General features: G+C 54.7%; 15 protein-coding genes. 7 read left to right on the forward strand and 8 right to left on the reverse strand.

Features of this window, described 5'->3' with window-relative positions:
* Window positions 1-24: 24 nt before the first annotated feature.
* Both kefB and kefG read right to left on the reverse strand, forming a co-directional pair.
* Window positions 25-1,836 carry a glutathione-regulated potassium-efflux system protein KefB gene (kefB, locus tag R2X38_RS23550; RefSeq protein ID WP_317524779.1) on the reverse strand — a complete coding sequence of 604 codons (1,812 nt, stop codon included), beginning with the start codon at window positions 1,834-1,836 and terminating at the stop codon, window positions 25-27.
* Window positions 1,826-2,395 (reverse strand): glutathione-regulated potassium-efflux system ancillary protein KefG, encoded by a 570-nt coding sequence (gene kefG / locus R2X38_RS23555; RefSeq protein WP_317524780.1) that lies wholly within the window; start codon window positions 2,393-2,395, stop codon window positions 1,826-1,828. Before kefG ends, kefB begins: the two co-directional genes overlap by 11 nt.
* Window positions 2,396-2,637: 242 nt before the next feature.
* Between kefG and R2X38_RS23560 the strand changes: the two genes are divergently transcribed.
* From R2X38_RS23560 to R2X38_RS23580, 5 genes are all read left to right on the forward strand, one after another.
* A complete protein-coding gene (locus R2X38_RS23560; RefSeq protein ID WP_317524781.1) occupies window positions 2,638-4,560 on the forward strand; it encodes an ABC transporter ATP-binding protein in 1,923 nt (640 codons plus the stop codon).
* Entirely contained in the window at window positions 4,547-5,029 is a 483-nt protein-coding gene (locus R2X38_RS23565; protein WP_317524782.1) for a TIGR02444 family protein, read from the forward strand. The genes R2X38_RS23560 and R2X38_RS23565 overlap by 14 nt, the downstream gene beginning before the upstream one ends.
* 26 nt (window positions 5,030-5,055) lie before the next feature.
* Entirely contained in the window at window positions 5,056-6,030 is a 975-nt protein-coding gene (locus tag R2X38_RS23570; RefSeq protein ID WP_411185862.1) for a hydrolase, read from the forward strand.
* Between the two features lie 199 nt (window positions 6,031-6,229).
* Window positions 6,230-6,451, forward strand: a complete 222-nt coding sequence (locus tag R2X38_RS23575; protein ID WP_317524784.1) for a YheU family protein — start codon at window positions 6,230-6,232, stop codon at window positions 6,449-6,451.
* A gap of 106 nt (window positions 6,452-6,557) precedes the next feature.
* Window positions 6,558-7,427 (forward strand): phosphoribulokinase, encoded by an 870-nt coding sequence (locus R2X38_RS23580; RefSeq protein WP_317524785.1) that lies wholly within the window; start codon window positions 6,558-6,560, stop codon window positions 7,425-7,427.
* Between the two features lie 68 nt (window positions 7,428-7,495).
* Here the strand turns inward: R2X38_RS23580 and R2X38_RS23585 are convergent, their stop codons facing one another.
* The gene (locus R2X38_RS23585) at window positions 7,496-7,900 is read right to left on the reverse strand and encodes an OsmC family protein (RefSeq protein ID WP_317524786.1); all 405 of its coding nucleotides are present in this window, start codon (window positions 7,898-7,900) and stop codon (window positions 7,496-7,498) included.
* Between the two features lie 270 nt (window positions 7,901-8,170).
* Here R2X38_RS23585 and crp point away from each other — a divergent pair, with 270 nt between their 5' ends.
* Window positions 8,171-8,803, forward strand: a complete 633-nt coding sequence (crp, locus tag R2X38_RS23590; protein ID WP_036801200.1) for a cAMP-activated global transcriptional regulator CRP — start codon at window positions 8,171-8,173, stop codon at window positions 8,801-8,803.
* Window positions 8,804-8,994: 191 nt separating this feature from the next.
* Window positions 8,995-9,183, forward strand: a complete 189-nt coding sequence (locus tag R2X38_RS23595; protein WP_187461873.1) for a hypothetical protein — start codon at window positions 8,995-8,997, stop codon at window positions 9,181-9,183.
* A gap of 140 nt (window positions 9,184-9,323) precedes the next feature.
* Here R2X38_RS23595 and R2X38_RS23600 read toward each other — a convergent pair whose 3' ends face one another.
* The 5 genes from R2X38_RS23600 to R2X38_RS23620 form a co-directional block, all read right to left on the reverse strand.
* Complete coding sequence (locus R2X38_RS23600; RefSeq protein ID WP_317524791.1) at window positions 9,324-10,121, reverse strand: DUF1338 domain-containing protein; 798 nt, start codon at window positions 10,119-10,121, stop codon at window positions 9,324-9,326.
* Between the two features lie 41 nt (window positions 10,122-10,162).
* On the reverse strand, window positions 10,163-11,620 hold the full coding sequence (gene astD / locus R2X38_RS23605) for a succinylglutamate-semialdehyde dehydrogenase (protein WP_317524787.1): 1,458 nt from the start codon (window positions 11,618-11,620) through the stop codon (window positions 10,163-10,165).
* An 11-nt stretch (window positions 11,621-11,631) separates the two neighbouring features.
* Complete coding sequence (gene astA / locus R2X38_RS23610; RefSeq protein WP_317524788.1) at window positions 11,632-12,642, reverse strand: arginine N-succinyltransferase; 1,011 nt, start codon at window positions 12,640-12,642, stop codon at window positions 11,632-11,634.
* A 110-nt stretch (window positions 12,643-12,752) separates the two neighbouring features.
* The gene (locus tag R2X38_RS23615) at window positions 12,753-13,967 is read right to left on the reverse strand and encodes an aspartate aminotransferase family protein (RefSeq protein ID WP_317524789.1); all 1,215 of its coding nucleotides are present in this window, start codon (window positions 13,965-13,967) and stop codon (window positions 12,753-12,755) included.
* 405 nt (window positions 13,968-14,372) lie between these two features.
* Window positions 14,373-14,948, reverse strand: coding sequence for an aminodeoxychorismate/anthranilate synthase component II (locus tag R2X38_RS23620; protein WP_317524790.1), 576 nt, complete (start codon window positions 14,946-14,948; stop codon window positions 14,373-14,375).
* Window positions 14,949-15,116: the final 168 nt, after the last annotated feature.

Below are 15,116 nucleotides of genomic sequence, written 5' to 3' on the forward strand. Positions count from 1 at the left end.
CTATCACTATCGTTTAGTGGCTGGTCAATCCCAGCCATCATGACGCTCCCGCTCTCCCCGCATTTCCCTATCAAAGATCTCTTCCAGCTCCTTACGCGCTTCTCTGGCTCGAGTGGCCAGGTGGACATCTTCCGAGTGCTGCGGTAATAAATCTCTTAGCGCGGTGGTATCCAAGCGGCGGAAATGGGCTTCAGCCCGCTTGGCCTGATAGGGATGCATACCCAGAGATATGAGGGCCTGGCGACCCAAATCAAGGGCGCCGGCAAAAGTTTCGCGGGAAAAATTCTCTACACCATGGCTAAGCAGCTGGTGCGCTTCGACCCTGCTCCTGGCCCGTGCCAATACTTTAAGCCTAGGAAAGTACTGCTGGCACAACTCGACCACTTCCATCACCTCGTCAGGCTCATCGGTACAGATGATAATCGCTTCCGCCTTATCGGCCCCGGCAGCACGCAATAGCTCTAGCTGGGTGGCATCGCCATAGTACACCTTGTAGCCGAACTTTCGCAGGAACTGGATCTGGCTCGGATCGCGCTCCAATACCGTGACCCGGATTTTGTTGGCAAACAGCAAGCGCCCCACTACCTGACCAAAGCGGCCGAAACCGGTAATGATCACCCGGGGCTCGCGATCAATCACATCCGACTCCAGCTCTGCCTCGGCTTCCGCCCTGAAAGTGCGAACAAACCACTTGTCCTGCAGCAGCAAAATCAGCGGCGTGGTCATCATCGACAGGCTGACAACCACCAGCAGGAACGCCGACAACTCGCCGCCAAGTAGCCCCTCGCCCATCGCAGCGGTAAAGAGGACAAAAGCAAACTCACCACCTTGGCTGAGGATCGCCGCCATCTGACTGCGCGACTTTGCCCGAGTGCCAAATATTCTGGCTAGCCCGTATAAAATCAGCCCCTTGATGCTGATAAGCGCGACTACTGCCAGCAGGATCTGTAATGGGTACTGCAATAGCAACCCAAGGTTGACCGCCATACCGACCGAGATAAAAAACAGGCCCAGCAATAACCCTTTAAATGGCTCGATGGCAATTTCTAATTCATGACGGTATTCACTCTCGGCCAGCAGAACCCCGGCCAAGAAAGTACCGAGCGCCATCGAAAGCCCTAGCGATTGCATGCCTAGGGCTATACCAACCACCAGCAGCAGCGCCGCCACATTGAACAGCTCGCGCACGCCGCTCATCACCACCCAGCGGAACAGCGGTCGCAACAAGAAGTGGCCGCCGACCAGCAAGGCAAGAATACCGCCAATCATCCAGACAAAATCCATCCAGCTGCCACCGCCGCCGCCAGCCAAAACCGGCAGTATCGCCAGCATCGGGATCACGGCAATGTCTTGGAACAGCAGCACCGCAAAGCCAGACTGGCCTGTTTCGCTGCCGCCAAGGTTCTGCTCTTCAATCACCCGCAAGGCAATCGCGGTGGATGACAAGGCCAAGCCCATTCCGACCACTAGCGCATCGCGCCAAGACACCGCAGGCAGCAATGACTGGCCAGCCAACATTAATACCAAGGCTGCAATCACCAAACTGGTGACTACCACCTGGCTACCACCGAGCCCTAAAATCGGTTTTCGCATCTGCCACAGCTTCTTGGGGTTAAGTTCCAGACCAATCAGGAACAGCAGCAGCACCACACCGAATTCGGAGAAATGGAGAATCGCATCAACATCGGAGATCAGTCTCAGCCCCCACGGGCCGATGGCGATCCCCGCCAACAAATACCCCAGCACCGACCCTAGCCCCAAACGCTGAGCAATCGGCACGGCGACTACCGCTGCAGCAAGAAAGACGACACTGACCGACAACACATCACTCGCCATACTTCGCCTCCTCCATCAGAGCCATTGGCGCTTCCAGCCATTGGCGGTAGTCCTCGGCATGTTGCTCTCGCTCTGCAGCGGGTATTCGGCGGGCCCAGTGCAATACCAGCGGCGGTAACCATTTCATTCGGCACAGCATGGCGCTGAGCTCGAAAGGACGGAGAATTTCATCAACACTGCAGCGGTTGTAGCCGTCCGGGGTATAGGCCTCGGCTGCCCCGCCGGTAGTGATCACCGAACGCCAATATTTCCCCTGGGTCTGGGTGCCTTCACCGTGGGCAAACCCTTTGCTCAGGACAACGTCGATCCACTCCTTGAGCAGCGACGGGCAGGAATACATATACAGCGGATGCTGGAAAACGATGATGTCATGATCCCTGACCAGCTCGCGCTCGAAAGTGATATCGATGAAAAAATCAGGATAGGCCGCATAGAGATCATGGACCGTGACATGGGAAAGCCGGCTGATCGCCGCCAGCATGGCGCGGTTAGCGACCGATGCCTCCGGATCAGGATGGGCATAGAGTACGAGTATGCGTGGAAGTCCTTTTGCTGACATAGCATTCCTTGTTACAACAGCAAAATATGCCTATTTCGCTATGGGTTACAACTTTTTATTAACCTATATCCACATAATACATAATTGCAGGCAAAGAGGATCGATTAATCACCGTCTGCTGCCCGCTTGGTTGCTTTTATTTCCACCGAGGCAGGTATTAGCGGTCACCGCCGCTTTACGGTAGACTCCGCACTTATTCTTGCATTCAGTTTTTGCGGAGCGGGGCACCCCCGGCACAGTCAATGATCACTTTTTCCGATATCCAACTTCTACGCGGCGGCAAGATCCTGCTTGACCAAGCCACGGCAACTATCCACCCGGGCGACAAAGTCGGTCTGGTCGGCAAAAATGGCTGTGGCAAGTCCACCCTGTTTGCCCTGCTCAAGCACGAACTGAGCGTCGATGCCGGTAACTGCCAGTACCCGGCCAACTGGGAGCTGGCCTGGGTAGCGCAGGAAACCCCGGCCCTTGAGCGTGAAGCGCTGGAATATGTGATTGACGGTGACCGTGAGTACCGCCAACTGGAAGCCGACCTGCTCGCTGCCGAACAAGCGGACAACGGCACCAAGGTCGCCGAGCTGCACGGCAAACTGGAAGCCATCGGCGGCTACAGCATCCGCGCCCGTGCCGCAGAACTGCTTGACGGCCTCGGCTTCTCGCAAGAGCAAATGCAATGGCACCTGACCCAGTTCTCGGGTGGTTGGCGTATGCGCCTCAACCTTGCCCAGGCCCTGCTTTGCCGCTCCGACCTACTGCTGCTCGATGAGCCGACCAACCACTTGGATCTCGACGCCGTGATGTGGCTGGAAAAATGGTTGCAGAGCTACCGCGGTACATTGGTGCTGATCTCGCACGACCGTGATTTCCTCGACCCTGTCGTCAACCGGATCATCCACATCGAAAACCAAACCATGAACAGCTACACCGGTAACTATTCATCGTTTGAAACCCAGCGAGCAGAAAAGCTGATTTTGCAGCAGGCTATGTACCAGAAGCAGCAGAAACAGATGGCTCACATGCAGTCTTATATCGATCGCTTCCGCTACAAGGCCAGCAAAGCCCGCCAGGCACAAAGCCGGATCAAGGCCCTTGAGCGGATGGAAAAAGTACTGCCGGCCCAGTTCGATAACCCGTTCAGCTTCGAGTTCCGCGAGCCTAGTGCCCTGCCGAACCCTATTTTGATGATGGACCAAGTCGCTGCCGGCTATGGCGATAACCTGATCCTCGAGAAAATCCGCCTTAACCTGGTACCGGGCAGCCGCATCGGCCTGCTTGGCAGAAATGGTGCAGGTAAATCAACCCTGATCAAAATGCTGGCCGGTGAACTGCCTGCCAAAGCCGGGGATTTGACCTATTCGCAAGGGGTGAAAATCGGCTACTTCGCCCAGCACCAGCTCGAAACCCTGTACATGGACGACACCCCGGTCCAGCATATGGCACGCATTGCCCCGCAGGCCACCGAACAGCAACTGCGCGATTACCTTGGCAGCTTCGGCTTCCTGGGTGACAAGGCACTGGAGAAAGTCGGCCCGTTCTCCGGCGGTGAGAAAGCCCGCTTGGTGCTAGCACTGATTGTCTGGCAGCGCCCTAACCTGTTGCTACTCGATGAACCGACCAACCACTTGGATCTCGATATGCGCCAGGCACTGACGCTTGCCCTGCAGTCTTACGATGGCGCCATGGTAATTGTCAGCCACGACCGTTTCCTACTACGAGCGACCACCGATGATCTCTACCTCGTCCATGACCGCCAAGTCGTACCATTCAACGGCGATCTCAATGACTACCACAAGTGGCTGACTGAGCAGCAACGCAACGAACGCCGCGAGCAGCAGGCCAGCAAACCGGAAGTGGCCAAGGACAACAGTGCATCCTCGCGCAAGGAGCAGAAGCGCCTGGAAGCCGAGCTGCGCAAGCTAACCGCCCCGCTGCGCAAAAAGATCACCCAGCTTGAAACCAAGATGGACAAGCTCAATGCCACTATCAATGACGCCGAAACCCAGCTCAGTGACAGCAGTATCTATGAAGCTGAAAACAAAGCACGCTTGAACCAGCAGCTACAACTGCAAGCGGATGCCAAGTCATCACTGGAAGAAGTGGAAATGGAGTGGATGGAGCTACAGGAAGAACTCGAGGAGATGGAGCAGCAGCATGCCCCGGAGTAATGACCTGAGCCATTCGAGCCAACAGCCGCTGAGCCATGATGCCTTCTGGCAGTTTAGCTACACTCACTACTTTAAGGCGGACGTCGAAGCCGCCTGTCTGGCCCTGCAGACGTTCCACAATGGCAGCGTCAACCTCGCCCTGCTGATGATCTGGCTCGATGCGCAGGCCATCGACCTCTCATCGACACAGCGCGAGCAGTTGGCGCAAAGCCTCAAGCCGACTGAGGGCCTGCTAGAGCGCTATCGCCATATGCGCCGCTCGCTCAAACCCCAGCTTGATAGCGACGGTTACGAGCAGCTCAAAGATTTCGAACTGCAGATGGAGCGCCAGCAGCAACACGACTTGATTGCGGCGTTAAACCAAATGTCGCTTCGCCACGTAGCAGAGCATATATCCGGCGCAAACCTGGCACGCTATTGCCATCGCCTGGGGGCTGTGGCATTGATAGACAAACTTATGGCGCAATAGAACCACTTCGAGGAGCAGTTATGACAATGGCTTTCCAACCAGCCAAAGGGCTCGCAAATCCCCATCTGCAAACCCTACTGCCGCGCTTTTTGCGCCGCAAGCCATTGTTCACTCCCCTCACCCAGCGTATCGAGACGCCTGATGGCGATTTCCTCGACTTAGCCTGGACGGCTCCTATTGCCGATTGCCAGCCCGGCCAACCGGTTATGATCCTGTTCCATGGCTTGGAAGGCAGCTTTAACAGCCCCTACGCCAATGGCCTGCTCCATGCTGCTAAGCAACAAGGCTGGCTCGCGGTGATGATGCATTTCCGCGGCTGCAGCGGCGAGATGAACCGTAGACCACGCAGCTACCATTCGGGGGAAACCAGTGACGCACGCTTTTTCATCCAGTGGTTGCGCCAACAACTGCCAAGCCAGCTCTTTGTTGCCGTGGGGGTGTCGCTCGGGGGAAATATGCTGGTGAACTACCTGGCGGAAAGCGGGGAACACTCCGAGCTCTCTGCCGCCCAGGTGATCTCCCCACCGCTGGACTTGGCTGCCTGCTCAGAGCGGATCCAGCAGGGTTTCTCCAAAGTCTACCAGCAATACCTGCTCGGCTCGATGAAGCGAAACCTGAGCCGAAAAATCGCTGCCCTGCCTAAAGATATGCCGGTATCAAGTGAAGTCGCAGAGCAACTTCAAACGCTATGGCAATTCGACGAGCATGTCACCGCGCCGCTACACGGCTTCAAAGATGCCGCCGATTACTACCAGCGCTGCAGCGGGCTACCCCGCCTTACTGAAGTCACTGTTCCGCTGCGTGTAATCCATGCCAAAGACGACCCGTTCATGACCGAGGCGGTGATCCCGACAGAACCACTGCCGCCGCATATCCAATATGACCTGTGCCAGTACGGCGGCCATGTCGGCTTCGTCACCGGCTCGTGGCGCCAGCCGGACTTCTGGCTGGAAAAAACGGTGCCGGAGTGGTTTAAACAGGCGATAGGCGATAGGCGATAGGCGATAGGCGATAGGCGATAGGCGATAGGCGATAGGCGATGCAAAAATTTAGCTAAAGCGCTAATAACATCAAGCTTCTTGCTCTGTGCTCTTCCGAGGGCCATTCGCCGCTAGCCACTGGCCTTGTGCTTTCCCCCTCTACAACTGACACATTTGCCAATATAATCCCGGTATCTCCTGCAACTGAAAAAGCGCCGTTATGAACATCCCTTGGCAAGACCTTGATCCTGATACCCTGACTAACCTTATCGAGCATTTCGTCCTGCGCGAAGGAACCGACTACGGCGAGCGCGAACTGTCACTGGCCGCCAAGGTCGACCGGGTACGCAAACAATTGGAAAACGGAGAGGCAGTCATTGTGTACTCCGAGCTGCACGAAACCATCGACATCAAATCCAAGCGCCAATTGGGGCACGGTTAACCCTTCCCCAACTTACGCATACCCTGCATTTTTGGCATCCCGGCTTGACCTGACCGCCCAGCCCTGTTAATAACTCTTTCCGTTAATGTTAACGACAGGGTATGTCATGTCTGCAAAACACCCCATTATTGCAGTAACAGGGTCCTCGGGGGCGGGAACGTCTACCACCTCCGAAGCATTCCGTAAGATGTTCAATATGATGAGCATCAATGCTGCCTGGCTTGAAGGCGACAGTTTCCACCGCTTCACCCGTCCGGAGATGGACGTCGAGATCCGCAAGGCCAAAGAGCAAGGCCGCCATATCAGCTATTTCGGTCCGCAGGCTAACGACTTCCCATTGCTGGAAACCTTCTTCCGCCAATATGGCGAAGACGGTAGCGGCCAATTCCGCCGTTACCTGCACACGTTTGACGAAGCTGTCCCGTACAACCAGATGCCGGGGACGTTTACCCCCTGGCAGACGCTACCGGAAAATACCGACTTGCTGTTCTATGAAGGGCTGCACGGCGGCGTAGTCGATGGCGAGGTCAATGCTGCCCAGCATGTTGACCTGCTGATTGGCATGGTGCCTATCGTCAACCTCGAGTGGATCCAGAAGATCGTCAGGGATACCCGAGATCGTGGTCATTCCCGCGAAGCGGTGATGGAGTCGATAGTTCGCTCGATGGACGACTACCTCAATTACATCACCCCGCAGTTCTCCCGCACCCATATCAACTTCCAGCGGGTACCAACGGTAGATACCTCCAACCCGCTCAGCGCCAAGGGGATACCGAGCCTGGACGAGAGCTTTGTGGTGATCCGCTTCCGTGGGATCAAAAATGTGGATTTCCCCTACCTGCTATCGATGATCCAGGGGTCGTTTATGTCGCGCCACAACACCCTTGTGGTACCCGGCGGCAAGATGAGTTTTGCGATGGAGCTGATCATGCGGCCGCTGATCCAGCAGCTACTTGATACGGGGAAGATTGGATAAGAGCGGCGATAGGCGATAGGCGGGATTTTTCTCTTGCCCCTAGCCCATCGCCATCTTTTGCCGCAGTATTACTCTTCCACTACCTCATACGAATGGGTCATCTCGACCCCTTCACCCAGCATCAGGCAAACTGAACAGTACTTTTCCAGCGAGTCGGCGACAGTTTTTGCCACAACGGCTTCGTCCAGGTTTTCACCGGTGACCACAAAGTGGAGGTTGGCGGTAGTGAAAATGCGAGGAGCCTGCTCGCGGCGCACCGAATTGATTTGCGCTTCACAGCCGGTAATTTTCTGTCCCGCTGACTTGAGTCCATCAACCACATCCACCGAGCTACACCCACCAGCAGCCATCAAAACCAGCTCCATCGGACTTGGTGCTTTTTCGCCACCATTGCCGTCCATTACCACGCTGTGGCCGGAATTTGACTGTCCCAGGAAGGTCATATTTTCGACCCATTTGACTCGTGATTGCATTGCTTTCTCCTTACAACTTTTACGGGCTTTCGGCACTATCTAGCAACTGTGTGATCATGTGCACACTTATGACTACAAAATGGCCTTTTCAGATAGATCAATATCAAGAAAAGCGCGCCGAAAAAAGATAAAATCTGAACTAATTATTCACGTGAGCTTGCAGCCCAGCGGTTGACTGAATATCCTAAACGACGAACTAATTATGGTTAGGCCCAGCCGCATTATGAAGGACGTCGTTGTTGGGCAACAAACGCAGAGGAAGTTAGTAATATGGTTCCAGGTAAACCTCAAACAGATCCAACTCTAGAGTGGTTTCTTTCCCATTGCCACATTCATAAATACCCTTCAAAGAGTACTTTGATCCACGCGGGTGAAAAAGCAGAGACGCTCTACTACATCGTCAAAGGTTCTGTTGCGGTCCTGATCAAGGATGAAGAAGGTAAGGAAATGATCCTGTCTTACCTAAACCAAGGTGACTTCATCGGTGAATTAGGTCTATTCGAAGAAGGCCAGGAGCGTACCGCTTGGGTTCGTGCTAAGACCCCTTGCGAAGTCGCAGAAATTTCTTTCAAGAAATTCCGCCAGCTTATTCAGGTAAACCCAGACATTCTTATGCGCCTATCTGCGCAAATGGCCAGCCGCCTGCAGGTGACAAGCCAGAAAGTCGGTGACTTGGCATTCCTTGACGTAACAGGCCGCATCGCACAGACGCTATTAAATCTGGCTAAACAGCCGGATGCAATGACCCACCCAGATGGTATGCAAATCAAGATCACTCGTCAGGAAATCGGCCAAATCGTTGGCTGTTCTCGTGAGACCGTAGGCCGTATCTTGAAGATGCTAGAAGAGCAGAACCTGATTTCTGCCCACGGCAAAACCATTGTTGTTTACGGTACGCGCTAAGCCATTAGCTACCCGTAAAACACACCATTATCCCAAAGCCGCCTTGTGCGGCTTTTTTATTACCCTTACCTTCCCCATTTCATGCTTTCAGGACATTACTGTCTACCGCGTCACTGTTTTTGTACTTGTATCTGCTTTACTTGATGCTACATTGTGCATATCAACCTCATCACCTGTAATGGAATACCGGTATGGACATCGAACGCTTTTCACCACATAGCACCCATCACTTACATCGCGGTGTGATTTCACCACTGCCTGATACCATCGAAATGACCGGGTTCAGTGACAGCCGCCACTATCTTGAACAGCACGAGAAGGTGAAGCGCCACACGCCGGAATCCCACTTGGGCTATCCGCTCGACAGCCTCAAACATTAACGCCTAAGCGCTATACCCAAGAAGCTAGGCATTAAAAAGGCCTATGGCATTGATCGCCACAGGCCCTTGATGCCTTTCACTTATTCATCTCGACACTGGTGCACAGCTACCGATGAAGGAGCGGCTAGATGAAAGAACGGCTAGTTGGCATCGGTGCTTTCGAAGATCTTATCCGCCGACGCTTCGACAAAGCCGCTGTAAAGCTCCCCGTCTTCTTTCGGGTAGCGCTTGGCAAACTCGTAGAAGCCACCGGGAATGGTGTAGACCCCATCGTTAAAGCCCACCTCCACTCTGTCGGCCATCGTTGACGACTGCTCAAGCATCACTTCAGGGCTCCCCTTAACCTCTCCCCCAGAGCTGTTGATTTCAAACCCGTTGTGACGCAGCAGGTGGTTGACCTCAGCGACCTCGGTGAACTGCTCGAGCTGGTTGATGCTTACTGTAAAGTGGTTGGCACCGAAACCATGGGCAGCGAGCCAGCCTGCATACTCGCTCTCTGCCGCCAGTAGCTCGTAAGTCGCGTAATCCAAATCCCATAACCGCCCACCATAGAGGAAGGCCGGATCATGCATCGCCTGCTCGGGAACCTGTTTAACCAAGTCCCTGACGGTTTGTTGTAGCAAGGAGCTAAACTGTCCTACCATCAGTTCGCTGATAAACACCTTGGGTGCCAGCGGATTGGGGTGCTCGAAGTGCTCGGCATACAACTTCTTGGCCTCGAAATGGTAGCGGCCGCACGGCTTGTAGCCTATCGCGATGAACGGAGCTGCCAGTCGGTCGAGACCAACCTGCGGCAGATTGAATGTCCGCAGCGCAATGTGATCATTGAGCAGCGGCTCTTCTTCGGTCAGCAGATCATGAACCTGAGCGGCTGACGGGCACAGGCGCTGGATATAATCCTGCCATAACCCGGAAAATAGTTGCTCTACCCTTTCCATGTGCTCGCTATCCTCTTTGGCTGGTGAATGATTGACGGCCATCAAAGCGTGATGCCCGGTGATAGCTGGGCGGGTAGCTCAGTCTGCTCACCTTCCATCGATGCCATCGGGTACGCACAGTAGTCTGCCGCGTAATAGGCACTCGGTCGCAAGTTGCCAGACGCTCCCGGCCCACCAAATGGTGCATCACCACTGGCTCCGGTTAACTGGCGGTTGCGGTTAACAATCCCGGCCCGAATATGCTCGATAAAGTATTGCCACTCGCCATCATCGGTCGATACCAAGCCGGCAGACAAGCCATAGCGGGTGTCATTGGCTTTTTCAACCGCCTCATCTAGCTCGTGGTAGCGAGCAACCTGCAGCAGCGGGCCAAAGTATTCCTCATCCGGCAACTCGGCAATCTGACTGACCTCAATGATCCCTGGGGTGACAATTGCCCCCTGGCCACGGGTGGCCGCCAGCAATGCTTCGCCGCCAAGCTCAACCAACTGCGACTGGGCCTGCATAATGTTATCAGCAGCCTGAACCGAGACTTGCGCCCCCATAAACGGTGCCGGCTCGTCAAACTGACCACCGACACGGATCTGGCTTGTCAGCTCAAGCAAGCGTGCCAGAATTTGGTCCCCTTCCGCACCGTGCGGCAAGTAGAGACGACGGGCGCAGGTACAACGCTGGCCAGCACTGATAAAGGCAGACTGAATAATAGTGTAGACAGTGGCATCCAACTCGCCATAGTGGCGGGAGATCACCATAGGATTATTACCGCCCATCTCGAGCGCCAGCATCTTGCCCGGCTGACCGGCAAACTGACGATGAAGCAAGTGACCAGTATTGGCACTGCCGGTAAACAGCAGGCCGTCAATCCCCTTAGCACCCGCCAATGCTTCCCCGGTCGCGCGCGCGCCCTGAACCAAATTGATCACGCCATCAGGCAAGCCTGCCTGCTGCCACAACTTCATGGTTTCCTCGGCCACTTTCGGGGTCAGATCCGATGGCTTGAACACCACAGTGTTCCCCGCCAATAACGCTGGGACAATATGGCCATTGGGCAAGTGACCCGGGAAGTTATAAGGGCCAAAGACGGCCATGACCCCCAATGGACGGTGGCGAAGTACAGCCTGGGTACCGGCGATGTCTTTTTGCTTTTCGCCGGTCCGCTCCTGGTAGGCTCGCAGCGATATCGCAATCTTGCCGACCATGGCACCGGCTTCGGTACGGGTCTCCCATAGCGGCTTACCGGTTTCCTCGGCAATCACCACAGCGATAGCTTCGCTGTGCGCTTTGACCAACTCGGCAAAACGCTCGACAATCGCCTGGCGCTCGGCAAACGGGGTATTGCGCCAGTTGACCAACGCCGCTCTCGCTGCTGCCACTGCTTGCTCTACCTGTTCGGCAGTGGCAGAACGCCCTTGCCATACCACTTCACTGGTATAGGGGTTGAGCGACTGCATTGCTTGTCCTTCGCCAGCTTGCCAGCGGCCTGCAATCCATTGGGTCATGGTGTTCTCCTTTATTGGGCGATCAGGCGAACCTGATCCCCTTGTTTAACGTCCAGCGCCTTGGCCGCTTCCGCACTCATCAAAGCCGTACCATTTAACACATCCACCTTATCGACGATTGCGCGGAAATGGGTAAATGAGGTATTGCTGACAATACTGTCGGCTAGGCCTGTCGGCTGGCCGATTTCTACCCGGCACAACTGAGAGTGGCGTACCGACTCGATATTTCTGACGTCACACTCGACGGTCGGACCGGCATCGAAAATATCGACATAGCCACGGCAGGTGAATCCTTCCTTCTCCAACAAGCGAAGTGCCGGGCGGGTTTTTTCATGTACCTGGCCAATCACCGCCTGCGCTTCTGGGCTGAGCAGGTTGACGTAAATCGGTAGCTTCGGCATCAGGTCGGCAATGAAGCCCTTCTTGCCAATACCCGTCAGGTAATCAGCCAAGGTAAAATCAATCGAGAAGAAGTGCTCTTTGAGCCACTCCCAGAATGGTGAGTTACCGTCTTCATCTGACACCCCGCGCATTTCGGCAATCACGGTGTTGTCAAAACGCTCCGGGTGCTCGGCCATCATCAGGAAGCGGCATTTGGACAACAGGCGGCCATTGAGACCCTGACGCCATTCGGGGCGCAAGAACAGGGTGCAAAGCTCGCTCACCCCGGTGTAGTCATTGCCGAAGGTCAGCACTTTCACCACGTTGTGGACATTGAGCCGGCGTGACGAATGCACCACGGTACTCAGATGGTAGGTGTAAAACGGGTTATCCAACCCAATCGCGGCCTCGATAGCCGTCGTCCCTGCAATTTCCCCGGTCTCGGTATCTTCCGCCACCATCAGGTAACCTTCCGAGCCTGGCTGGCTAACCGCTTTGGCAAAGCTCTCTTCGGAATGCTGAATGCGGTTGGCGAGGATTTCCTCGTTAACCGGTAGCGAGGTGAAACCATGGCCCGACTCTTCCGCACACTGTAGTAGTGCCGGCAGATCCGCGGCAGTAATAGGACGTATAACCAGCATCGAACTCCCTCCTGATGCAAGCTGCAGCTAGGCTGCCAACTATTGATAAGACCGGCACAGGGCCGGAGGCTGCGGCCAAGCTCCTGCCAGCCGCATCCAGTTAAACAAAATTATGAATAGATTTTGGCGATAGCGCGCTCGAGACGGGCCATGCCCTCGTCGATGTCGGCTTTATCGATCACCAAAGACGGGGTGAAGCGCACCACGTTGGTACCGGCAACCAGTACCATCAAGCCTTCCTCACCCGCCGCCAGCAAGATATCCCTTGCCCGGCCCAGCCACTCCTCATTGAGTGCCGCGCCAAGCAACAGCCCCTTGCCACGAACTTCAGCAAATACCGGATACTTGGCATTAATTGCCTCCAGCGCCTCGCGGAACCATTGCTCACGCTGCTTGACGCCCGCCAACACTTCCGGCTTGGTCACTTCACTGACGACCGCTTCAGCGACCGCACAAGCCAGCGGGTTACCGCCGTAGGTCGAACCGTGAGTACCGATTTTCAGGTGGGTAGCCAGCTCTGTCGTGGTCAGCATGGCACCGATAGGGAAGCCACCACCGAGCGACTTCGCTGTGCTAAGAATATCCGGTGTCACACCCAGCCCCTGATAGGCATAGAAATCGCCGGTACGACCGTTACCGGTTTGTACCTCATCAAAGATCAGCAAAGCATTGTGCTTGTCACACAGCTCACGAACGCCCTGAACAAACTCAGGGGTTGGCGATACAATACCGCCCTCGCCCTGCAACGGCTCCATCATGATCGCACAGGTACGCTCCGACATATGCTCAGCCAGGCTGGCCAAATCATTGTAGGCAAGATGGGTTACTGCGCCTGGCTTTGGCCCAAAACCATCGGAATAGGCCTCTTGACCACCGACCGTCACGGTAAAGAAAGTCCGGCCGTGAAAACCTTGTTTGAAAGAAATGATCTCGGATTTCTCCGGACCAAACTTGTCCGCCGCGTAACGACGAGCCAGTTTCAGTGCAGCCTCGTTGGCCTCGGCACCGGAGTTGGCAAAGAAAACTTTATCGGCAAAGCTGTGCTCGGTGAGCAGTTTGGCCAATCGCAGTGCCGGCTCGTTGGTCATCACGTTACTCAGGTGCCAGATCTGCTCGGCCTGCGCCTTAAGCGCATCAACCATCACCGGATGGCAGTGGCCCAGACAGCTCACCGCGATACCGCCAGCAAAGTCGATATACTCGCGACCTTCCTGATCCCACACCCGAGCACCCTGCCCCTTCACCGGGATCATTTGCATCGGTGCGTAACACGGCACCATCACTTCATCGAACACCTGACGATCGACTTTATACTCCTTTGCCATTATCGTTTCCTTCTAATGTTTTTGCCCTAAGCATAGTATTTACATTTTATTAACCAATTCCAATAGCAGAATATTTTTTTATTCCCTATCAGTTAACGGTTAATCTCCTACAAAATACATATTTATGCGGGGTTCGGGAAAACTTATTAAGCCCTGATCATTAAAAGGTGTTTTTCCTGCAAGGAAATAAAGCGATTTCCAGCCATCGGGCTGCATAATCTTTCCGTGCCAAAAAAACTAAAAAAGATACACAAATGTTAAAAAAAGTGACAAAGATCGCGTGATTGAGACCGCAAACACGCTGGATGAAGCGCTTTTTTACTGACTCAAGAAGAAATGGAGTGGTGTAAAGTGGTGGTTTGATTGAGCCAGGCAGCATTTCGTGCTGCCCTTATGCCTTCAGGCTCAGCGACGCAGGAAATTTGCCAGCAACTGATGGCCCTGTTCGGTCAGAATACTTTCCGGGTGGAACTGGACCCCTTCGATAGGCAAGGTCTTATGGCGGATCCCCATAATTTCATCACGTTCACCGTCTTTTTCCGTCCATGCCGTGACTTCGAAGCAATCTGGCAAAGTATCAGCCTTAACCACCAGCGAGTGATAGCGGGTGACGGTAAGCGGGTTGTTCAAGCCAGAAAAAACGCTGCTATCGGTGTGGGTAACAGGGGACGTCTTGCCATGCATCACCTGGCGGGCACGGACCACATCGCCGCCATAGACCTGAGCGATGGACTGGTGGCCGAGGCACACCCCGAGAATGGGCAGCTTGCCAGCAAAATGGCGAATAGCCTCCAGCGAGATCCCCGCTTCATTCGGCGTACACGGGCCCGGTGAGATCACCAGGTGGGACGGTGCCAATGCCTCAATACCAGCAATGTCGATTTCGTCATTACGTACGACCTTCACCTCGGCGCCCAGCTCACAGAAATACTGGTAGAGGTTGTAGGTAAACGAGTCGTAGTTATCGATCATCAATAGCATGGGTACTTCTGCTCCCTGGAAATTACAGCGGCCTATTGTGCAGCAGGACAGCAGAAAGGCAAGCGTAGACGAAAAAAAACCGGCCAGAGGCCTAACTCCTATCAATTAAGATGTTTGGAGCGAACCACATAGCGGGTTTTACTGATACGAACGGTCCTTGATTTGGGC

Origin of the sequence: Photobacterium rosenbergii (assembly GCF_033022775.1) — a bacterium.
In the GTDB taxonomy this organism is placed as follows: domain Bacteria; phylum Pseudomonadota; class Gammaproteobacteria; order Enterobacterales; family Vibrionaceae; genus Photobacterium; species Photobacterium rosenbergii_A.